The sequence below is a fragment of the Pseudonocardia xishanensis genome, from assembly GCF_039541715.1.
Taxonomy (GTDB): domain Bacteria; phylum Actinomycetota; class Actinomycetes; order Mycobacteriales; family Pseudonocardiaceae; genus Pseudonocardia; species Pseudonocardia xishanensis.
Map to the genome: position 1 here is coordinate 46,398 of NZ_BAABGT010000086.1, position 21,892 is coordinate 68,289.

The following is a 21,892-nucleotide window of genomic DNA, read 5'->3' on the forward strand; positions in this document are numbered from 1 at the left end:
ACGGTTACCGCTACAGCAGTGTACGGATTGACCTAACATCAATCTATACTGCGGCCGTGCAGAGAGCAGGGCTGGCAGTCGGGGGTGGCTTCGTTGCGTTCGGCGCTGCACTCGTGATGCTGCTTGTGCTTGTCGGAAGCGCCGAGGAGGCGAACGCCGCGCCCGGTATGCCCGGCATCATCTGCGCGCCTCGCGGTGGGGATCCCGCCACGGGTATCGCCGGCTTCGCCGCGCCACAGCTCGCGAACGCCGCGGCGATCGTCGCTACCGGAGCCGAGATGGGAGCCCCACCGCGAGCGCAAGTGATCGCCGTGGCCACCTCGATGCAGGAGGCCAGCCTGTCCATCTACGCCAACTCCACCGTTCCGGAGTCGATGACCGTTCCTCATGAGCGGGTCGGCAATGATCACGACTCTGTGGGGCTGTTCCAGCAGCGGGCTTCCTGGGGGACGGTTCAGGAGCGTATGGACCCGCGGACCTCGGCTCGCCTCTTCTACGAGCGACTGCTGACCACCCCGGGATGGGAATCGATGCCGCTCACCGAGGCTGCGCAGTCCGTGCAGGTCAGCGCGCTTCCTGATGCGTACGCGCAGTGGGAAGAGCCGGCTAACGCCGTCGTCGGGGCCGCCTCGGGAGTGGTCTGCACCGGAACGCCCGGAAGCGGCGTGCTGGCACCCAACCCTCAGGCCCAGATCGTGATCGACCGCGCGATGGGCCAGCAGGGACAGCCGTATGTCTGGGCCGGCGGCAATGCTGACGGCCCGACGATGGGTGGCTTCGACTGCTCCGGGTTGATGGTCTACGCATTCGCAGGGATCGGTGTTGGCGTTCCGCATCAGACCCAGGCCATCTGGGCTGCGTTCCAGCCCGCCATCACCGATCCCGCGCAGATCCAGCCCGGCGACATGGTGCTGTTCAGCTCCAACGGCCGTCCCAACGGGATCCACCACGTCGGGCTCTACCTGGGGGAAGGCCGGATGGTGCACGCCCCCGAGACCGGCGACGTCGTGAAGGTCGCCGATGACATCTGGAACGCCCCCTTCTGGAAGCGCGAGTTCATCGGTGCTGTGCGCGCCGGGGTTCCGACCCCCTGACGTCACGACGAAAGGATCACCTGTGATCGGCAGCGTGGAGAACCGCGTAGTCGCTGTTCCCTTGATCGGCGACGGATTCATCGCAGCGCTCAGCGACCTCGTCGAGGTCCTCCTCGCCCTCGAGGGGACGGATCCGACGGATGCCCAGGTACCTCTGTCTCCATTTCTCGTAGACGGCTCGGGGCTTGGAGCACTCAATCGCATCGCCGGCGTGCTGGTCCCGACTCAGACGACGACTCCAGGGCCGCGGCTCCTCGACTACCGCGGTAGAGCACTCCCGCCCGTCGTCTTCGTCAAGGTGCTGACATCCGACCTTCAGCTCCTCGGGCACCTCGTGCAGGCTCTCGGGCTGGCCCACCTCCGCGGGGCGCCACGGGTCGAGAGCCTGCTTGCGGAGATCGCCTCCGTGTCCTGGGCCCGGCCGTCGACTACTGCTGATCTCATCGCCGCCTTCGCCAGGTTGCACGGTCTGCTCGACCTCGCGTGGACCGACGACACCGCCGCGCTCTTCGAGGAGCTGCAGGCGGCGGTAGCCGGCTGCGCCGTAGTCGAACTCAGGCCGGACACCGAGGAGTGCTACCGCCGCTTGTCGCGCAGGCTCTCGGGAATGTGGGGAGCTCGCTCACCTCACCAGCAGATCTGCGGAGGCGACGTAGGAGAGGAGTACCGATGACCCGGATGTGGAGGGATGAACCACCGACGTCGGTCGCCATCCGTGCACGTTGTCGGCGAAACCGGGCAGCAAGAGGGCGGCCGGATGCTCCGCTCGCTGACCAGACCGAACTGCGGTGGCGTCTGCGCTCTGATGCCGCGGTTCTTCATCAGGAGCATGCGCTCGGGCTCGACGAGACCGACGAGCGTGAGGACCTACTGCACTGGCTCGACGATGCCTTGGGGGAGCTCGCCATCGCCCACGACCTGGTAGAGCTTCGCCTGATCGCCACCGAGTGGAGGTCTCGGCGCAGAAAGGCCTTCAGCGACGACTGGTGGGCGGACGTCACGGTCGTCGCGCCGATGCGCCGGCCCACGCCGACTTGGTGGTGGCGCCTCCGCCACGGCCAGGAGCCCACGCCAGCTTGTTCCCGCTGACGCTGCTTCCGGCCCGTGACCGCTGGGAGGGGCCAGTTCTACCGGCCTTCAACCAGCGATCAGCTGTCGCCGGGTTCCTTGCCCTCTGCCCGTAGCAGGCTGTCGATGATGCCGCTGAGCGCTTCCTGCTGACCTCGGGACAGCCGGGCGGCACGTCGCATCATCGACTGCACGAGGTCGTCGCGGAGCAGGATCTGGGCGTTGAGTGCTTCCCCGTCGATCTCCGCCGGGTCGTCTTCGATGAAGAAGGTCGGGGGCACGCAGAAGAAGCGAGCGATGTCGCGGAGGAAGCGCTGGTTGGGCTCGAGGCGCTCTCCGTTGCGGATCTTGAGGATGTAGACCGAGGAGATCGAGCCACCGTGCTCGCTGATCCAGCGGGCGACCTCGGCCGCGCTGTACGGCTTGTCCCCCGCGGCGTGGACTGAGTCGAACAGGTAGTTCAGGCGCTCGGGGATGTTCCCCCGCCTGTCGGCCCGACGTCGCTGCGCGCTCGCCTCGCTCTCGCGCGTGGCCACCAGGTCACCTGCCGTCTCGGTTGTCGCCGTCATCGTTTGCCCTTCCCCGCGGAAGCACCCTACTCAGCGATCGGCACTGAGCACGTCCCGCCCGCCCTCCTGTATAGCTTCTTTCGGTGTCTATCGGTACAGTCGTACTCGCTTGATCACGACCCAGCCGTCCACTACGCCCCGAAGGAGGATCGGATGCCGCGGGCTGGACTCCCGATTTCGCATCGCCGCGGTGGCCACGCGCCCCCTCCCGGAGTCCGCCGCGATCCGGTCGCAACGTGCTTCACCAGCATTGGCCCCTCAGGCACAGGGGGTTCCCATGCGGCGACGTAGTGAGGGTAGAGGCTCCAACGGCACCACAGAGGAGAACCACGGTGCGCCGCCTCCGTGGTGGCAGGATTCCCACGACGCTCCGCAGTCCGCATCTATCGCTGCGCAGACGCCGACGGCCAGTCCCGATGTACGGACCCGGGCGACAGCGATCGAGACACCCGGACTTCACCCCGAGGGTACGGATACGGCACCACAGAGTCTGTACAGAGAGGCCGATCAACAGCGGCTGCTGACCCACGATGTCAGCGGCTACGGAGTTCAGCAGCCCACGCTGCTTCCCCGGGGGCAGTGGGTCGACCTTGAAGCTTCGTCGGCCAGCGGGGATGACCTTTGGGTCCCAGACTCCGCGGCGGTTCAGGCGACGTCCAAGAGGTCGACCCAGCTCGTCATGCGAGATGCCACCCCGGCAGGACCGATCCTGACCGCGAGTCGGCCGTCCGACAGCCCTCGAAACGGGCGCAGGCGCACCACCGTGGATCGGCCTCTTCGTGCGCTCCGCCCCATCGATCCGGATGAGGCCGCGCAGCTCGCCGAGTGCTTCGCCCTGGACTATCTCTCCTGGGACGAGACCCTGCCCAGCCGCAGATCAGAGGCACTGCGCCACTACCTGCCCGGCCACGTCGACTCAACCCTGGGCTGGTCGGGATCCGGCCGACAGCGTGCAGACTTCGCCGCCGCAGGCGAGACCGTGCGCGAGGGGCACTGGCTGTCGGTCGATGTACGTGTGCGGGTGACGCCCTACGAACGCCTGGACGAGGAAGCAAGCGCCGAGGTCCCGAGCGAGCTGCCTGCTGGCGCACGTTGTTCGTCTGCACCGGCCCCGGAGGCCCCGGGATGGCGATCGGGCCCCTCGGTCTGGATGCGCCTGGCCATCCCGATCCGCCGCCACGACTCAGGCGAGCTCGTCGTCGACCTCGCCCCGATCTCCGACACCGACTACGACGAAGCCGAGGTGGACCTTTGAGCGAGCCGCAGGACAAGCCGACACCCCGCCCGCTTCAGCGCGGGTGGGACGACCAGCCGAGCAGCGCCCCCCCAGCGTCGAGCCCGCCTCGGCGTCCTTCCCCCGCCGCGACTGACGTTGCCTCGCCACCCGCGAAACGCACCGACAGCGCCACGTTCGACGACACGGATCTCTCGACCTCGCTGGACTGGCCGAGCCTGGACCCCCGAGACATGCCCTGGATGAAGGAGATCGCCCCGCAGGCCGCAGGACACGTCCCCAGCCCGGGCCCCCGTCGCGCCGAGGAGCCGGCCACGATGACCGAGCCGAAGCAGCAGGAGCAGGCTCCTCCTACCGCCGAGCCCTGGCGTCCGCCTGCGGGTCGGCCGCACGAGGAGCCCCGGCACGACCTCGACCTCGACCAGGCCTCGCCGCCGCAGACCCCGGCCCTACAGGTCGACCACACCCACGTCGAGACGCCCGCAACGAGCCTCTCGTTCGACTCGATCGTGACCCGCCGTAGCGCTCGCCCCGCAACGGGCTGGCGAGCCGCGGTCTACGCGTTGACGGCCGGGCGATGGAACCCCGGCCCCTCCAGGGCCGAGGAGCAGTACCTCGAGCGGGTCAGCCAGATCCGGACGCTGCTCCCCGGACGCCATGTAGTGACCGTGACCTCGATGAAGGGCGGGATCGGGAAGACGACCACGGCTGCACTGCTCGGTCTCGCGCTCGCCGAGTACCGCGGTGACCACGTCATCGCCCTCGATGCCAACCCCGATGCAGGCACCCTCGCCGAGCGGCTGCTCGGGGTCCAGCCGATCCGCAATGTCCGAGACCTGTTGGCCAACGCGGACCGGATCGAGTACTCGACTGATCTGGCTCGTGTGACCGAGCGAGCGGGCAGGCTGCAGGTGCTGGCGTCGGAGCAGGATCCGCTGCTGAGCGAGGCGTTCACCGCCGCGGAGTACCACCGGGTGATCGGCGTGCTGCGCCGCTTCTGCGAGGTCATCATCACCGACACCGGGACCGGGCTGGTCCACTCGGCCATGCAGGGTGCCCTCGCAGAGACCCACAGCATCATCGTCACGGGTGCGCCCACTGCGGACGGCGCCAGCCTGGCCAGCCGGACCTTGGACTGGCTAGAGCGCAACGGGCATCGCGATCTCGTCGAGCGCGCGATCGTGGTCCTCTCGTGCGACCGCGTATCTCGGGACATCAACCTCGGCGCGCTGCGACAGCACTTCAAGAGTCGCTGCCGCGACGTCGTCGAGATCCCGCCCGACCCGCACCTGGCGAAGGGCCAGCAGATCCACCTCGACGAGCTCCGCCCGCGTACGCGAGACGCCGCCCTTCATCTCGCCGGCCTGGTCGCGAGTCAGTTCAAGGACATCAACGACCTGACTCACGGCCGAGAGCTCGGCTGACGGAATGGGCGTGGGTCTGATGGCGGTCGCGTCGGCGCTGGCCGTGGGGAGCACTCTGCTTCCCGCGGACGCCCCGATCGACGACGCCTCATGCAGCTGGAGGTTGACCGCGAGGGTCCTCTACCAAGAGGTCCGTCTCGAGGCGACGGCTCGCGCGGTCGAGCTACGCAACATCCTTGAGGACGCTGGCGTGGGTGCCGCGGACTTCCTTCCCTCTTCCTGCACCGATGGCACAGCTGCCGGAGCCGGCGGCGGTGGATCCGGCGACGGGAGCTCGGGTCGGCAGGGAACAGGGTCTTCGGGCTCGTCGGTGGGTTCAGGCGGTGGATCCACCGGCAGCGGCTCGGGGAGCTCCGGATCCGGGGAGACCGGAGCGGGGGGCTCGGCCGGGGCGGGCGGCGGTGGCTCGCCCCGGCCGGGTTCTGGTGGGGCCAGGGCGGGTGGGGGGACAGGCGCGACCGGCGCCGGTGCGAACGGAAACTGCCCGACCACAGCTGCCGACACCCTGGGTTGGGGAACACCGAACCGGGAGGACGACTTCGAGGGCGGCGTCGACGGCTGGGGCATCTACGACGGCGCCGGACACGCCGGCAACGGGACCCGCACGCCCGCCGCGATCACCACCGCTGACGGGATCTTGACCATCACCGGGACCCCGGATGGTCAGAGCGGCGGCATGGCCTGGAACCCCGGCCAGATGTACGGACGCTGGGAGGGCTGCGCGCAGTCCCCACCCGGCGACCCCGACCTGCACTCGCTGTTCCTGCTCTGGCCGGATGCGGAGAACTGGCCCGAGGGCGGCGAGACCGACTTCATGGAGATCTCCGACCCGACCCGCCAGACCGTCGAGGGCTTCTTCCACTACGGCGCGGACAACCAGCAGGAACACGCGTCGGTCGACATCGACGCCACCCAGTGGCACGCCTTTGCCGTGGAGTGGACCCCGCAGGGCGCGACCTACTTCGTCGATGGCGAGGAGTGGTGGAGCACCACCGACACCTCCATCCTCCCGCCCGGCCCGCAGCACCTGACCATCCAGCTCGACAACTTTGGCAACCCCGGTCAAGAGACCCAGATGCACGTCGACTGGGTCCGCCAGTACGCCCTCGACGACACGGGCGGAACCGGAGTCAGCGTCGACGTTGGCGTTGGCGTCGGGGGTGCTGATAGCAGCCAGAACGGATCCAGGGCAGGACAGGACACCGACGGTGGTGGCCGCTCCGGCGGCAACGCTGACGACGGTCAGGACGGTGGCGAAGGCGACCAGTCCGGTGATCGCTCCGGCTCGGGCGACTGACAGCCGCGCCCCTCGCCTTCCCTCGGACTCACGTCGTCAGGAGATGACTTCATGTCAACCCCCCGGAGAGCAGGCACGGTCCTGCTCATCGCCGCTGCTCTGACAGCCGGGCCCGCAGCTGGCGCTGCCTGGGCCGAACCCAATCTCACTGACGGTGCAACCTGCACCCAGACCACGAAGAGCGGATCCGGCGTTCAGACCGCTGACCCGACAGGCAATGACGGGTCACTCGATCCCCAGGTGCTCGAGCAGGCGCAAGAGCTCGTCGCGCAGACGCGGGCGCTGCTGACGACCCTGATCTCTTCGGACGACCCTCGGGCTGCTGCGCTCGCCGAGCAACTCCGCGGCATGGGAGTCACGCCTGCCGTCGCATCGGGCTGGCGTCAGCAGGCACACGACGTCGCCGACTCGCTGCTGGCGCAGCAGTCTCCAGTCGCGCAGGAAGCAGCGGTCGTCCTCGCAAGCGCCGGGTTCTCCCCAACCCCCGCTGACCTTCGCGGCCCGTCGGCCGCACAAGCCGCAGTCGAGCGAGACTCCCCGTCCCACGCTGCAGTTTCGAACGCCTCGCTGCCCGCCATGGCGGCTACGGCGCCCGTCTCGGGCACTCAGGCAGGGGCCACACCCATGAGCGCGATGAGCGCCGTCCTCGCGGGCGCAACTGAAGCCGCGGCGTCTCAGAGTGGAGATGGGCCCGTCCAGGTATGCGGCCAGGGACCTGTACAGGGCGCTCGGGGGTCGCTAGAGGATGACGAAGCCTCGCAGTCTGAGGACCGCGGTGGTTCGTCGAACGGCGGCACGTCAGCAGACCTCTCGGACGACAGAGCCCCAGTTGGCGAGTCCTCGTCCGAGGCAACCGCAGCCGGTTCCTCTGTGGGGACGTCGCCCTCCGCCTCCTCGGCATCGGGTGAAGCGACGGACGGGACTGCGAGTCAGGAGGAAGGCGATGACTCCGCGTCCGGGGGCGGGAGGACCTCAGACTCGGACTCGGCCGAAGCGTGGAGCAAGGATCTGCAAGCGTTGACCGACGAGCTGAGCGCCCAGGTGGACGACCCCGACGCGCAGGCACTCGCTCAGCGGCTGCGCGGGCGCGGGCTCGATGAGAGCGCCGAGCCGAGCAGCGCCGAGCCGAGCAGCGCCGACTCTGCCCCGGCGTCGTCTACGAGCGGAGCGGGCGCGGCCAGCTCGGGAACGTCGTCCGCTCCGAGGTCGCTCTCGCCAGGCCGTTCCACAGGCCCTGTTAGCTCGGCGGGCGCCGGGGGGGCAAGTGGCGATCTCGACTTCGAGATCGGCCAGCTGGCCAATGAGCTCGCGGCCGCACCCGACGATCCGGTCGCACAGCAGCTATCCCAAGCCCTCGGTTCAGCCGGGTTCGCCGGTTCCGAGCCCGGAGGCGCAGCAGACCGTGACGGGGGCTCCGGGAGCAGCGGCTCGACAGGATCCGCCACCAGTTCGAGCCCCGGCGAGGGTGTCTCCAAGCCGCAGAACGACCCCTCAAGCGACAGCGGCTCGTCTTCGAGAACTGGCGAAGGTGGCGGGGGCGGATCTGGCGAGGCTCAGAGCGCCGCGGCGAGCCCTTCATCCGCGTCCACCGGCGGTAGGGAGGCCGAGCCCACGTCCTCTGAGACGGATCCCGAGAGCTCTCCATCCGCCGACGCCTCCCCCCAGGACAGCAGCGAGCGGGAGAGCGACGGTGTCCCTCCGACGACGCCCGGTCGCGATAACGAGACGGCCCCTACCGACCAGGCTCCGGCTGCGACAACCGACGGCGCGGTCTGGGAACAATTGGCGGAGTGCGAGAGTAGCGGGAATTGGGCCATCAATAGTGGAAACGGATACAGCGGCGGCCTGCAATTCGATTCGTCGACGTGGAAAGCGTACGGAGGCGACGCCTACGCTCCGTCCGCTGCAGAAGCCTCGCGTGAGCAGCAGATCGCCGTCGCCGAGAAGCTTCGCGACGACCGCGGTGGCTACGGAGCCTGGCCCGCCTGCAGCAGGAAGCTAGGCCTGAGCTGAGTCACGGCCCTTCGGCTGGGCCGCTGAGGCGTACTCACGATCGGCGGCCCAGGCCCGGCAGACCTCCGCTCACGGGCCACACGCTATTGCCCATACGACGCGCTGCCGGTGTGTGTGGCTGTGCCGGTTCGGGCTGCCGCAGCCGGGCAGCTGCCTTCGCCTGAGCCCGCTCGGCTCTCGCCCTGAGCCGAGCTGGCTCTTCCCCGGGGATCGGCTCGCGCTGAGCTGGTGTCGCGACCCGAGCGGCCCCGATGAGAGCCTCGACATCGATCTGCGCCTGCATGACTCGGCGCTCGATCCACACCCACTGAGACCTGCGCCGCTCTGACTCGTCGAGGGACTCGAGACCTGCGAGAAGTGCCTGGACGTCGTGCCTCAGCTTCGCGATCTGGCGACGGCCGAGACGAGCCCTTGCCGGGTCGAGGGTAGTGATGCTGCCCTCGAGCTGGTCCAGCGTGGCCCACGCAGCCGCATGGTTGAAGGTCGGCCGACCCCGCCTTGCTCGCCGCTGAGGAGCGGCACTCCTCCGCGTTCTCACACTGGATAATTCGAGCTCACGCACATCAGTGTTACCAACCTCGTAGCTCCAGTTCGAGCGGACCTGTCGCGCAGGCCGACACACCGTTTGCTCCGATGCGACTCTCGCTTGCCCGTATAGCCTTGTCCGGCCAAACCTGTCGCCGCTGCACCTCGCTCAGGGTGATTCGGCCAGCCCGTCGACGACCTTCATCGTTTCCACAGCAACTGTCACGACTCGTTGAATGAGCGTTACGATGTAGCGAGGATCATTGCGCTCATCACACAGCTCGTTGGGATCATTTACGATCCCAGACGCTCTATCAACCTTTAGCTGGTACCGGTCCAAGATCCAGCCAATGGCGCTACGTGATCCAATTTGGTATCGCTCAGCAGCTTCCGGAATCCCACTGATGGTGATCATCGCGTTGTAGGCAATTGAGGTGCTGTCACCTTTTTGACGCCACTTCATCTTCGTCACACGCCAGGCTTGTCGATCCGACATATCAACCCCGGATTTCAGCTGCACCTGCAACGGATAAGGATCAACGGAGTCGAAGTTCAGATGCAGGTTGGCTAACTCGCGGCCCGCAGTAGCGAGCTGCTCAAACCGGGCAAGGGTGTCCGGCACCGGGACCCGCGGAATTATCTTTCGCAGGTCAGCTTCATACGCCTCTCGATAGCCGGGGTCGTGCAGAAGTCCATATACCGCGTAGAATATGTCGTCCTTCGTGATAAATTCTGCGTTCAGCGCGTTCCGATGCATTTCAAGGATTGCGTCTGTGACGTTGTCGACTCGACGGTAGCCGTACTGGTCGATTTCACCTGGTCCGAGATCGAACGGCAAACTGTCGTCGTCAGGCCGAACCTTTACGTAGGTCCACCGCGGGAAGAACTGTCCCCCACTTCCAGCTCCAGTCACATGGAGATCGGGCTGCGATCTTAGGATGAGCGCCGAGAAGGGCACATCGGACCCCGCCCCAACGACATAGAAGCCAAGGTTTTCGTGTGCCCTTGTCGGGAACATGGTAGGTAGCTGATACGTACAGTTGTTGAGCTGCTGCCGCTGATCGAAGTACACGTGTTGCTCAAAGAACGGGCGATACGTTCCAAGGCGCATCGCGTCCGACTGAAATTCGATCTTGACACCCTGCATCACTTGCCGCTTGTTAACACGGTCCCAGCTGAACTGTGTCGAGTCAGGGCGAAGGAGTGCATCCACCGACGGCAGGGCGGCTTCATTCTCACGCATCTTCTCGATGCGCACCGCCTCTGCATTGTAATTAGCTATTGTCCGGCGGATGTTCGCTTGCAACTCGATCGCTGAGGAGTTATAGCACCAACTGTCCCGGCTGGTTTTGAGCCCGGCGGAGTACTGCGCGAAGACTCGCGGGCCACCACCCGACTTCGCGCCTAGTGCAGGCCAGGTGTGGAACTCGTCGCTTCGCTGTCCGGTCCAGTCCCCGTGAGCGTTCGGAGTGATCGATTCCCACGCGACTGAATCAAGCCGCGCTGACTTCACCTCGTCGAGCTTCTGCTCGCGCGTGAGGTAATCGTCGACTGCGTAATAGTTCAGTACGCAGGGCCCTGCCTGGCGAGGGTCTTTTACTCCAATGAAGACTGCGACAGTATTGCGGCTACCCGATCCGAATACCTTCCCGCCTTCTTTGCGGGAAAGCTCGCCCGCAGTCCGCTGATTGCCGCGAAGGTTGTACACGTAGATCCGACTGTACTCATGCACCAGCGAAAGCCTGATACCGTCGGCTGTATTGCCGTCGACCCAGTCGCCGTTTGAGACGAATGCGACGACTCCCTGATCTCCGATGCGGTCAGTAGCCCATCGGAACGCGCGAAGATAGGAGTTATAGAGACTGTTCTTGAGCTGTGCCGTTGAGCGCTTGGCGTACGTGTCAGTGATACGCTTGTCGAGCGTCGGGTACTTGACATTCGCATTGAAGTCGTTTGCTGAGGCCTGACCGGCCGAGTAGGGCGGATTCCCGACGATTACGTTGATCGGTGCCGCCAACTCGCGCTGAATCCGGTCGTTATTCTGCGGGAACATGACCGCATCCATAGTATCGCCGTCTTCAGTGATCTGGAAAGTGTCGGCAAGGACGATCCCCTGAAACGGCTCGTATCCCGCGCCCATGAGGGCGTGATATGTGGACTCAATGTTCACCGCTGCGATATAGTAGGCCAGGAGCATGATCTCGTTGGCGAACAGCTCATTGGCGTACTTGCGGGCAAGGTCGCTCGGCGCGATGAGTCCGGACTGAAGCAGTCGAGTAATGAATGTGCCAGTCCCGGTGAAGGGGTCGAGGAGATACACCTCCTTGTCGGACAGTCCGCGACCAAAGGCGTCACGAGACGCTGCGTCAGCTGCGCGGAGAATGAAGTCAACGATCTCTGTCGGGGTATAGACGATGCCGAGCGCTTTCGCCTGCTTGGCGAATCCAATCTTGAAGAACTTCTCGTACAGATCAGCGATGACCTGTTGTTTCCCCTCGGGAGTAGTGACCTCAGAAGCCCGGACTCGCACGGAGGCGTAAAAGCCCTCCAGGTGGGCTGTCTCAGCACCGAGTCCAGCGTCGCCCAGGCGTTCGAGCATGGCCTCCATGACCTTGGAGACGGGGTTGTAGTCGGCGAACTCGTGGCCCGCAAATAGCGCATCAAAGACCGGCTTTGTGATCAGATGCTGAGCCAGCATGCTAATCGCGTCGTCCGGGCTGATGGAGTCGTTGAGGTTGTCCCTGAGTCCCCGAAGGAATTGCTCGAATCCTGTCGTGACGCGCTCGTCAGCGCCGTCGAGAATCGTGGTGATGCGGGTGATGAGGGCCGCTGCGATGTCCGCGACGTCGCGTGCCCAGTCTTCCCAGTAGGTGCGGGTGCCGACCTTGTCCACGATCCGGGCGAAGATCGCCTCCTGCCATTCAGACAGTGAGAACAGCGCCATCTGAGTGGCGAGCTGCGTTCCGGTGTCTGTGGACTCCGGCTTCTGGTCGGTGCTGGTGTCGCCTTCGCCAGCGGCTGTTTCGGCGCTGTCGCTGGTGGCACCGATGTGGCCGCCGAGGATGGCGTCGCTGCCCCGACCCTTCCCTACGCCGGGCTCGGTGGTGTTCAACGCGATGGAGTTGACCATGGCGTTGAAGCGGTCGTCGTGCGCGCGCAACGCGTTGAGAACCTGCCAGACGACCCTGAATCGGCGGTTGTCGGAGAGAGCTTGCGAGGGTGAGACGCCGGCGGGGACGGCGACGGGAAGGATGATGTAGCCGTAGTCCTTGTCCTTGGACTTGCGCATGACCCGGCCGACGGACTGCACGACGTCGACGACGCTGGACCGTGGGTGTAGGAAGAGCACCGCGTCGAGGGCGGGGACGTCGACGCCTTCGGACAGACATCGCGCGTTGGTCAGGATGCGGCATTCGCCTTCGGGGACGGGAGCCTTGAGCCAGCGCAGCTTCTCGTTGCGCTTCAGGGCGTTGAAGGTGCCGTCGACGTGATCGACCTCGCAGGAGAGGTCGACGTTGGTTGTGTTGACCTCGTTGCCGTCGTTCTCAGACTCGGCGAGTAGGTCGCGATAGGCGTCGACGACGCGAGGGAAGAGGTCTTTGACCTTCTTGGAGGAGGCGATGTCCTGGGCGAAGGCGACGGCGCGGCGCATCGGTGGGGCTCCGGCCGGAAAGCCGCTGCCGTCGGGGGCGCGCCCGGCCCGTTTCGCGAGCCCGTTCCAGCAGCCGACGATCTTCGTGGCGTCGTCGAGGCGCAGCTCTCCACCGCTGCCGGCGAACTGGGCCTGTAGGGGTGCGGCGACGAGCTCTTCGTCGACGGTGAGGACGAGGACCTTGTAGTCGGTGAGCAGCCCGCGCTCGACCGCGTCGCCGAAGGACAGTCGGTGGAACTCCGGGCCGTAGACCGTCTCGTCGTCCATCGAGGCGAGCTCGGCGGAGACCTCGTCGGCCTTGGCCTTCACGTTCTCGTCGAAGATCCGCGGAGTGGCGGTCATGTAGAGCCGGCGGGTGGCACGCAGGAAGTCGGCGTCGTGGACGCGGACGAAGTTGGACTCGTCCGCCCCGGCCACAGTGACCCCGGTCGTGCGGTGGGCCTCGTCGCAGATGACCAGGTCGAACGGGTCCACGCCCTGCTTCTGCGCGCCGGACACGACGGGCAGGGACTGGTAGGTCGTGAACACCACGGTGAGACCCTTGGCCCGCTTGCGGTGCCCCATCTCCTGGGTGAGTCGCTCCGGGCTGGTGGTGACCGGGATGGCGACGTCGTGGGTGTCGATGTCCTCGGCGGCGCGGGAGACCTTGGTGTCGGAGCAGACAGCGAAGGCGCGCAGGTCGAGCTGGGTTTGGGCAGTCCACTCGCGCAGGGTCTGCGAGAGCAGTGAGATGGATGGGACCGCAAACAGGATCCGCGCGGAGCCGCCGTTCTCGGCGGCGGCGCGCTCGGCGATCTTCAGCGCGGTGAAGGTCTTCCCGGTGCCGCAGGCCATGATCAGCTTGCCGCGGTCGTGGCCGGCGGCGAAGCCGGCGAAGACCTTGTCGATGGCCTGCTTCTGGTGCTCGCGGGGCTCGTGACGCCGGGCCTCGGACAGCTCGATCGTTAGTCCCTCCGCGGGCCAGGCGATGTCCCAGTCGACGGGGGAGTCGGCGATCTCGGCGAGTCCGATGCGCTGCACCGGCAGTGTCTGGTCCTCAAGGGCGTCTTCGGCGTTCTTTCCCCACTTGTCGGTGGTGGAGATGATGATGCGGTTGGTGAACGGCTTCTTCCCGGACGCGGTGAAGAACGAGTCGATGTCGCTCTTGGCCAGTGTCGTGGTCGGCTCGTAGAACTTGCACTGCACGGCCGTGTACTCACCCGTGTCGCGGGCCCGGGCGACGAGGTCGATCCCGGTGTCGGCCTTGCCGTCGCGCCCGGGCCAGTCGATCCAGCGCGACACCTCGTCGTACTGCTGGGACAGCAGCGGGTCGAGCTGGAAGTAGCGCACCATGAGCTGTTCGAACTTCGTGCCGCGTTCGGAGTTCGTCGGCTCCTGCCGCAGCGCCTCGATCACCTCGTGGATCGACCCCATGCTTGTGCTCGCCCCCTTCTTCGAGGCTCGCCCCGCGGCAGGCCTGCCCCAGCGGGAGCCTACGGCTGGACCTGAGGGGCATGATCTGGCCGTTGCCCGCCCAGGTCGTCGTGGGCTCTCGGGCAACATGGCTCGCAGGGCCTCTCAGAGGACGTCAGCTCCGCGAAAGTCCATGTCACCGCCTTGCCGAAGAAAGTTCGTGGGGTGAGGAGCACGGACGCGTTATGAGTTTGACGGAGGTTGGCGCGGCTACGACCGGGCTTGCTCTCTGATTTAATGGTTGCGGCGGAATCTCCTTACCGGGTGGTGTGTGTTCTTGAAGGATCACGATGGATCGTCGGGGACGGCGCCCGGTGGTCGGTCGCCGTCCGGCGGGGAGTCGCCGCACCGCCGGGCCAGGTCGGAGGAGATGGTCCTCATCCAGTCCATCTACGAGGCTGGGATGAAGGGCGTGCGGTACGACTTGCTGATCGACGAGCTGCGTCGATACGGGATGCGCGTCCTGCGAGCAGCACTCCGGGACGGGCGCATCTTCACGTGGTGCGGCGTCGGATCTCGCGCGCCGGTGTTCGCGACCGCCGATGAGCGTCGGGTGCTGCACACCTCGCCGGAGGACCGGGACGAGCTCGCTCTCGAGACCATCGCGAACGCCATCGTGTTGTTCCACGAGTCGCTGGCGGATCGGGAGTGGAACCCGGAGCGCAGCTCTCTGCACACCTACTTCATCGGAGCGTGCAAGATCGCGTTCCCGGGTGTGTATCGGCGGTGGTCGCGCGAACGCGCGTCCCGCCTGGAGGAGTACGGCTACGGCCACACCCCCGAGGTTCTCGGCGTGGAGCTGCGCGCGTTGAGTCCGTCGCCCGAAGCGATGGCGGTCGACACCGACACGCTGCGGCGCATCCTGCGGGTCGGTTCGCCCGAAGCACGCATGATCTGCAGGTTGATCCTGACCGGGTACAACCAGGCGGAGATCGCGGAGAAGCTCGGCATCACCACCCGCGCTGTCGAGGGACACATGCACCGTCTCCGCAAGCGGGTGGAGAAGATGGTTGCGCGCGGGACCATCGATGCGCCCTACACCGTCGGCCGCCAGACCGCGTCGCGCGGCCTCCACGCCGCGAAGGCGGCCTCGTGAGCGGCGATAACAAGATCAGGCGCTGGAAAGTTCCGGCCACTCTCGGCGGCGGCGGTGTCGTCTTCGCCTACACCTACGCCACCTACACGGGGCATCTGCACGTCGGCGTGACCGCGACGGTGAGCGCGCTCATCATGATCCTCATGCTGTTGGCCAGCATGGTCTCGAACGTGATGCCGCAGAAGTCCGAGCATCGCAACGAGGTCGTCCGGACGGTCCTCGATCACCGTCGCAAGATGCGGGCGTTGAAATACAAGGAGCGCGCCCGCACCGCGGCCATGCAGCCGATCGCCATCACGGTGCAGGTCGTCCCAGCCCCTCGTTCGGCGCCCCCGAACCTTCGGCGCCGTGCTCCGAACGCCCACCGCAACGGCAGCCTGTCGGGCTGAGCACGTCCGCTCGGCTCTGCCCGGTGGGCGGATGATCAAGCTGCCGTTGAGATCTGACCCGGGCCGCACCGGCCCGGGTCACCCCGCCCTAGTGAGCCAGCGCGACGTTGTCGAGCAGGCCCCAGGAGGACGGGACTGTCAGACTCGCTCGCGAGGATCTACGTGCCCCCTCGTTCCTCACCTCGGCCTTGTGTGGGGAGCACCGGGCTCGCGGAGATCGTTCCACGGGTGGCGGCAAGGCCGAGTCGAGAGGTCGCAAGGAAGATGGTGGACGGCAACACTCTTCAGCGGACGTTGAGCGAGAAGATCAGCCATCTGTTCGAGATGGTCCGTGCGGAGGACGGGCGCAAGCTCACCGTCAAGCAGGCCGTCGCGCTGATCCGCGAGGCCGGCGCCGAGGTGTCTGAGAGCCACCTCTCGGAGCTGCGCCGCGGGGTCAAGGACAACCCGACGATCCGCGTTCTGGAAGCCTTGGCGGGCGTGTTCCAGGTCCCGGTCGCGTACCTCCTCCGGGACGAGCCCGACGTCGTGGCTCTGGTCGACTCGAGGCTGGAGCTGCGGGAAGCCATGCGGCAGGCCAAGGTCTTGCACATCTCCCACGCCCCTGACGCGGGCATGAGTTCGAACCAGCAGATCGAGATCAACAGGTTCTTGACGCGGCTCATCCGCGACGACGTGGTGAAGCCGGCCGCGAATGATCGGGGCGCGCGATAGTCCCTGACCTGCCTCATCGGGAGTCGTCTTCGGTCACCTCGCGGCGAAGTGCGCGGCCCCCGCGGCTGATCGCGACCGCGAGCAGCCCGAGGACGGTTCCTGCCCCGACGACGGACACGGCGGCCGTGGGCGAGAGCTCCTCGGCGACGAGGCCGCCGATGAGGACCCCGACGCCCTGTGCGGCGACCAGTCCTGATGCCGCGAGCCCGGTCGCGCGGCCGCGAACCGCGGCAGGAGCAGCGCGTACGAAGCTCGCCTGGGCCTGCACCAGACTCGCGGCGAAGAACGCTCCGGTCACCACCCACAGCAGGATCGCGACCCAGATGTTCGGGGCGACGACGGTGAAGATCAGAGGGATCCCTGCGACGACGGCACACGGGACGATGGCACGCTCCCGGCGCTCGGGAGAGATCCAGCGGGTGGAGGCGAAGGCTCCGAGAACGCTGCCTGCAGGGATTGAAGCCATGAGCAGCCCGAGCGCAAGCGGCCCGGCGTCGTACATGCTGGCGATGGGGACTGCTAGCCCTTCGGGAGCGATGTAGCAGGCGCCCAGCCAGATCACTATGACCAGCGTGCGAAGTGCACGATCACCGAACACGACGTGCAAGCCTTCACGGATCTTCGTGGTCCAGCCCTCCCCCGCATCCTCCTGCTCGCTCACAGGCGCGGGCCGGGGCCTGACCAGTGCCCAGAGGAGTCCCGCGGACACCGCGAAGGTCAGGGCGTTGACCAACAGCGCGACGCGCGCATCGATGAGGGCAAGGAGCGCTCCGCCCCCGGCGAAGCCGACGATCTGGGCGGTCTGGTTGGTGATCTGCCGGACGGCGAACCCGCGCTCGAGGAGGTCTCCCGGCAGGACCTCGGGCAGCAGGGCGCCCTGCGCGGAGGTGTGCGGGGTGGCGAGCAGGACGGTGAGGACGATCAGGGCGCCGAGCGCGACGAGGGGGATCCCCGGGATGGCCATCGGGACGACCAGAAGGACGCGCAGGAGGTCGCTGGCGATCATCACGCGCCGCCGGGGGTAGCGGTCGGCGACCCAGCCCAGCAGGACTCCCCCGAGAAGAGCCGGGAAGAAGGTGAGTGCGTAGACGAGTGCTGACCACGCCGCGGAACCGGTGCGCTCGTAGACGATGACGGAGAACGCGATGCGGGCGAGCTGATCACCGACGATCGACACGAGCTCGGCAGACCACAACCCGGTGAACTCGCGGACTCTGAACACCGCCGTGAGCCGTCGGCCCTCTGTCGTCTGTCGTCGTGCCAAGGCGTCCCCCGGTGTGCCTCGTTGCTGGTCAGATGGCCTCGTCGGTGAAGTGCTGGCTGCCCCTCCCCTTCTTCCGTGCTCGGTCCAGAGCGACCTCGGCCGCCTCGAGGACTGCGGTGGCCGTTCGTCCGTGTCGGGGGGCCTCGGCGACGCCGATGGTCACGGTGAGCGCCACAGTAAGAGGCCCGTCGGGCGTGTGCAGAAGTACTGGTCGGCGGGCGACGGCGCTATGGATCCGCATTGCCAACGAACGGCCGTCCGTGTCGGGCACGACGAGAGCGAACATCGACTCTCCGAACCAGCCGACTGCGTCACGCCTGGTTGTGACATCGAGGATCGCCTCGGCGACCACCCTGAGCGCGTCCGTGTTGAGCTCGCGCCCGTAGGTCTTCTCGATCTCAGCGCCCTGGTCCAGCTCGACGACCAGGGCAGCGGACACGCCGGTGTGCTGGTTGGTTCGCGACAGCAGGTGCTTGGCCTGCTTATACCAGGCAGCGGCGTTGTGCAGGCCGACGCGTTCGTCGATGCCTGCCTGGGCGGCGAGCTGCCAGTCCAGGATGGCCCACTGCAGGAGCAGTGTGGCGGGTAGCGCCACGACGAGCCCGAGCAGGCCGAACAGCGTCACCACGACCGCGAAGAAGGTCCCGACGACGAGAGTCGCCAGCTCGACAGCCACTTCGCTGCCCCGCCCGACGACCGCCCGCACTGTCGCCTCCGGCGTCGCGAGCACGATCACGGCGACGATGAGCGAGGAGTTCACCAGCGTGTAGAGCACCGCGCTGGCGGGCAGCAGCGTCATCCCCCAGCCCGCAACAAGGCTCGGCGGGCTCGTCAGCCGAAGCAGGAGCCCGACCGCCTGGACGGAGAGCAGCACGGTCGAGGTGCTGTAGAGCTGGCGGTAGATCGGGGTGCGGCTTGGCCGCAGCACGCGAGCATGGACATAGGCATAGGTGGCCAGGACGACACCGCAGGCGATCTCTGTGGGCAGGATGAGGGCGCTGGAGAACGTCCACACCGAGGTGAGGTCGATGTGCCTGACCGGCGTGACTTTGCGGCGGGTTCGCTCGCCCCAGCGCGCGATCTCCGTATGGACGATCCCTCCGACGACGAGCATGAGGGCGGTGAGCCCGTCCGCCCATGTCGGCGGCGGGCCGACCATCGCGTTGGCGATCAGGCCGAGGACCGCGACGAGCTCCGCGGTGACGATGAGGGCGAGCGCCCGGGGGGGCATCCTCCAGAGCGCCCAGGCGGACGGGGAGCCCGTTCGGTCTCGCCTGGCAGCGGCTGCCACCCTTCACCCTCCAGCTTCCCGTGAAGCCTTCGGCAGCTTCCGCACGCCAACGGTAGCGGCACAGGTTCGAAACGCTGTGCCACAGGAACGTCACACGTTCGAGGTCATCGGCCGTCTCCTTGGGTGAATCCCTGTCGTTTACCGAGCGACACGGGGCCGATGTGCTGGCGCCCCGTCCGCGATCGGGGAGGCTGAATGCTCGACGAACGCATCGCAGAAACCGACCGAATCAACGCGCCAGAGTCACCCGTTCGTGCGTGTCACTCCATTTGTCACGAGTAACTCATTGCAGAACGTGACCGTTCATCTGGCGCTCGACGTTAGGCCGTTCGGCCCAAGATTCTTCCCGAGTTGGTCTATGTGCCAGGACGGGGTCGAGGCCTGAAGCTATGTGCAGCATCCAGCAACGAGCCGACGGAGACGCGCCTAAACCCCCGCTGACTAGGGCAGATGCAGTGACAGCTCGGGTCGCGGCGGCAGCCGCCGACACGATGGCGATCGCTCAGCAACGAAAGGAGTAAACGATGCGCAACTGGACCTGGCCGTAGGTAATCGACATCCATCGCCCGAATCCCCCGCTGCTCTCCGGCGGACGATCTGAGTTTGGAGGACATCGTGCGCAACTGGACCTGGTAATCCCCGCTCCTGCCATTTCCTGACAAACCCGAACAGGAGATCCGCGATGCGCAACTGGACCTGGTGACCACCCCCCACGCCCAGCCACACCCCGACCACCCCGACCACCCCGAGCAGGAGACCCGCGATGCGCAACTGGACCTGGTGACCACCCCCCACGCCCAGCCACACCCCGACCACCCCGAGCAGGAGACCCGCGATGCGCAACTGGACCTGGTGACCACCCCCCACGCCCAGCCACACCCCGACCACCCCGACCACCCCGAGCAGGAGACCCGCGATGCGCAACTGGACCTGGTGAGCTCAGCCCCCGGAGAGCACGTGCGACTGCGCGAACGCGATGCCCGCCGCGGTGAACTTCTCGACGGTCTCGTTGACGGTCGGGCCGTGCCCGGCGTCGTCCCTGCAGACGTGGGGCCGCTGGCCCCTCGCCTCAAGCACCCGCAGGTAGTTGTCGATCTGTCTGATCGGGCACCGCGGGTCGTTAGCACCCGCGAGGACGAGGACGGGAGCCTCGACCTGCTGGCTGTAGGTGATCGGAGACGAGTCCGCGTAGCGCTGCGGTAGGTCCTCCGGGGCCCCCCCGAACAGCGCGCGGTCCATCGCCTTGAACGGCGGCGCCTCGTCCTCGTAGGCCGTGACGTAGTCGGCGATCGGAACACCGGCGATACCGGCGGCCCAGCGCTCAGGCTGTGTACCGACGGCGAGCAGCGAGAGATAGCCGCCCCAGGAGAAGCCGACGACGAGTGAACGCGGCCGGTCTGAGATCCCCCGCGCGTCACACCAGTCCTGCACCGCGGCGAGGTCCTCGAGTTCAGTGAGCCCAGGCCTGCCGATGATGGCGTCCCGCCAAGCCTGGCCGTAGCCGCTCGACCCGCGGTAGTTGAGGTTCACGACGACGAATCCCGCGTCGATCCAGGCCGCACGCATCGCGTCGTACCTGTCCTCGTCGGCCATGTGCGGCCCACCGTGGAGATAAAAGACGGTCGGCTGTGGGCCGTCGGCGAGGTTCTCGGGCCGCGAGATGAAGGTGTGGATCCTCCCGCCCGGGCCGTCGATCCAGACATCCTCGACCGGCACGGACGAAGGTCCGACCGCGTCCCCGGCGTCGAGCAGGCGCTCGTCGTCCTGGCCGTCGCAACGTCGGATGGCAGAAGGGTGGGCAGCGGAGGACCAGCCGTACTCCACGCTGCCGTCGGGACGGGCCTGGGCTGCGGAGATGCACCCGGGTGTTGTCGGCAGCTTCTCGAGGGCGCCCGAGGCGAGCTCGTACCGGTGCAGCTGCCCTCGACCGGCGTGGTTCTGGACGATCAGCAGCGCCCGACCGTCCGGATACCAGCTTCCGCTGAGCTCACCAGGGAGTTCGATCTCCAGCGGTGTCTGGGTTCCCGTGCCGACGTCCCAGAGGAGAAGCTCAGGCCTGCCGTTGCGCTCGTGCTGCACGAGCAGTCGCTGGTCGCCCGCGGTGGGTGCCCAGCCGAGTGGGTTCAGTGGCTTGCCCTCATCGCGCTGCTCGGCGACAGAGGTTCCGTCCGGGCTCAGCACCCGGATTCCGGGATTGCGGGAGTCGCCGTGCTCGGCGTGCCGGAAGGCGACGAGGGTCTCGTCACGGGACAGGCAGTCGAGCATGCCGTCCTCGTGCGCGTAGATCCGTCGAGCGTCCTCGCCCGGCTTGCCAGCCCAGATGCCGAAGCCGTCGTCGTCGTTGATGATGCCGACCACCGCGGTCGTCAGACCAACGCAGATGCCGGAGGGATACCCGTCGGGGATCTCTGCGAGCGCGGGCTCCGCGGCGCCCTCGCCAGCGCTGAAGGACTCCCGCATCCAGTGACCGAACTCGTCGCCGTCGGTGTCTGCGAACCACCACACGTGCTCGCCGTCGGCGCTGATCGCAGCCTCGACGGTGCCTTTGGGCCGGTCGGTCACCTGGCGGTGCTCTGCGCGGCTGCGGTCCCACACGTAGACCTCGTAGGTCCCGCTGCCGTTGCTGGCATAGACGCTGCGGCTCGGGTCATCGAGCGCGGACGCGGGCAGGGTCATGCGCGCCGACCGGATCCGGGCCCGCCAACCGCGTTCCAGGGCCGGGTCATCGAACAGGGCGGCGGGGACCGCGAGGTCGATGCCGGGCTTGTGCTCCTCGGGGGCGCGGTCGCTCATGCTGCTCTCTTCAGGTC

At 67.0% G+C, this 21,892-nt stretch carries 14 protein-coding genes and 1 pseudogene; 10 read left to right on the forward strand and 5 right to left on the reverse strand.

The genetic code is table 11. From position 1 onward, the window contains the following. Positions 1–56: 56 nt before the first annotated feature. Genes ABD993_RS27070 through ABD993_RS27080 form a run of 3 tightly spaced genes read left to right on the forward strand, consistent with a single transcriptional unit; the run spans position 57 to position 2,183 of the window. Positions 57–1,094, forward strand: coding sequence for a C40 family peptidase (locus ABD993_RS27070; RefSeq protein ID WP_345424408.1), 1,038 nt, complete (start codon positions 57–59; stop codon positions 1,092–1,094). A 22-nt stretch (positions 1,095–1,116) separates the two neighbouring features. Further along, positions 1,117–1,767 carry a hypothetical protein gene (locus ABD993_RS27075; protein ID WP_345424411.1) on the forward strand — a complete coding sequence of 217 codons (651 nt, stop codon included), beginning with the start codon at positions 1,117–1,119 and terminating at the stop codon, positions 1,765–1,767. After that, a complete protein-coding gene (locus ABD993_RS27080) occupies positions 1,764–2,183 on the forward strand; it encodes a hypothetical protein (RefSeq protein ID WP_345424413.1) in 420 nt (139 codons plus the stop codon). The genes ABD993_RS27075 and ABD993_RS27080 overlap by 4 nt, the downstream gene beginning before the upstream one ends. A 59-nt stretch (positions 2,184–2,242) precedes the next feature. On the opposite strand, the gene ABD993_RS27085 is transcribed toward ABD993_RS27080, so the two are convergent. Then, a complete protein-coding gene (locus tag ABD993_RS27085; protein ID WP_345424416.1) occupies positions 2,243–2,731 on the reverse strand; it encodes a hypothetical protein in 489 nt (162 codons plus the stop codon). 763 nt (positions 2,732–3,494) lie between these two features. On the opposite strand from ABD993_RS27085, the gene ABD993_RS27090 reads away from it, so the two are divergent. The 4 genes and pseudogenes from ABD993_RS27090 to ABD993_RS27105 form a co-directional block, all read left to right on the forward strand. Beyond that, positions 3,495–3,986 carry a hypothetical protein gene (locus ABD993_RS27090; RefSeq protein ID WP_345424418.1) on the forward strand — a complete coding sequence of 164 codons (492 nt, stop codon included), beginning with the start codon at positions 3,495–3,497 and terminating at the stop codon, positions 3,984–3,986. A 212-nt stretch (positions 3,987–4,198) separates the two neighbouring features. Further along, complete coding sequence (locus ABD993_RS27095; protein WP_345424421.1) at positions 4,199–5,389, forward strand: MinD/ParA family ATP-binding protein; 1,191 nt, start codon at positions 4,199–4,201, stop codon at positions 5,387–5,389. A 637-nt stretch (positions 5,390–6,026) separates the two neighbouring features. Further along, on the forward strand, positions 6,027–6,686 hold the full coding sequence (locus tag ABD993_RS27100; RefSeq protein ID WP_345424424.1) for a glycoside hydrolase family 16 protein: 660 nt from the start codon (positions 6,027–6,029) through the stop codon (positions 6,684–6,686). Positions 6,687–8,444: 1,758 nt separating this feature from the next. Further along, positions 8,445–8,699: pseudogene (locus ABD993_RS27105) on the forward strand (transglycosylase family protein); the annotation flags it as partial. 694 nt (positions 8,700–9,393) lie between these two features. On the opposite strand, the gene ABD993_RS27110 reads toward ABD993_RS27105, so the two are convergent. Beyond that, a complete protein-coding gene (locus tag ABD993_RS27110) occupies positions 9,394–14,271 on the reverse strand; it encodes a DEAD/DEAH box helicase (protein WP_345424427.1) in 4,878 nt (1,625 codons plus the stop codon). Between the two features lie 427 nt (positions 14,272–14,698). Between ABD993_RS27110 and ABD993_RS27115 the strand changes: the two genes are divergently transcribed. The 3 genes from ABD993_RS27115 to ABD993_RS27125 all read left to right on the forward strand — a co-directional run bounded on the left by ABD993_RS27115 (position 14,699) and on the right by ABD993_RS27125 (position 16,527). Beyond that, positions 14,699–15,424: an RNA polymerase sigma factor gene (locus ABD993_RS27115; protein WP_345424430.1), complete on the forward strand. Its 726-nt coding sequence runs from the start codon at positions 14,699–14,701 to the stop codon at positions 15,422–15,424. Beyond that, positions 15,421–15,813 carry a hypothetical protein gene (locus ABD993_RS27120; protein ID WP_345424433.1) on the forward strand — a complete coding sequence of 131 codons (393 nt, stop codon included), beginning with the start codon at positions 15,421–15,423 and terminating at the stop codon, positions 15,811–15,813. Before ABD993_RS27115 ends, ABD993_RS27120 begins: the two co-directional genes overlap by 4 nt. Before the next feature lie 264 nt (positions 15,814–16,077). Then, positions 16,078–16,527 (forward strand): hypothetical protein, encoded by a 450-nt coding sequence (locus tag ABD993_RS27125; protein ID WP_345424436.1) that lies wholly within the window; start codon positions 16,078–16,080, stop codon positions 16,525–16,527. A 13-nt stretch (positions 16,528–16,540) separates the two neighbouring features. On the opposite strand, the gene ABD993_RS27130 is transcribed toward ABD993_RS27125, so the two are convergent. The 3 genes from ABD993_RS27130 to ABD993_RS27140 form a co-directional block, all read right to left on the reverse strand. Then, positions 16,541–17,749 carry an MFS transporter gene (locus tag ABD993_RS27130; protein WP_345424438.1) on the reverse strand — a complete coding sequence of 403 codons (1,209 nt, stop codon included), beginning with the start codon at positions 17,747–17,749 and terminating at the stop codon, positions 16,541–16,543. Positions 17,750–17,819: 70 nt separating this feature from the next. Further along, positions 17,820–19,022 (reverse strand): GGDEF domain-containing protein, encoded by a 1,203-nt coding sequence (locus tag ABD993_RS27135; protein ID WP_345424441.1) that lies wholly within the window; start codon positions 19,020–19,022, stop codon positions 17,820–17,822. A 999-nt stretch (positions 19,023–20,021) separates the two neighbouring features. Then, positions 20,022–21,875: a S9 family peptidase gene (locus ABD993_RS27140; RefSeq protein WP_345424444.1), complete on the reverse strand. Its 1,854-nt coding sequence runs from the start codon at positions 21,873–21,875 to the stop codon at positions 20,022–20,024. Positions 21,876–21,892 lie beyond the last annotated feature (17 nt).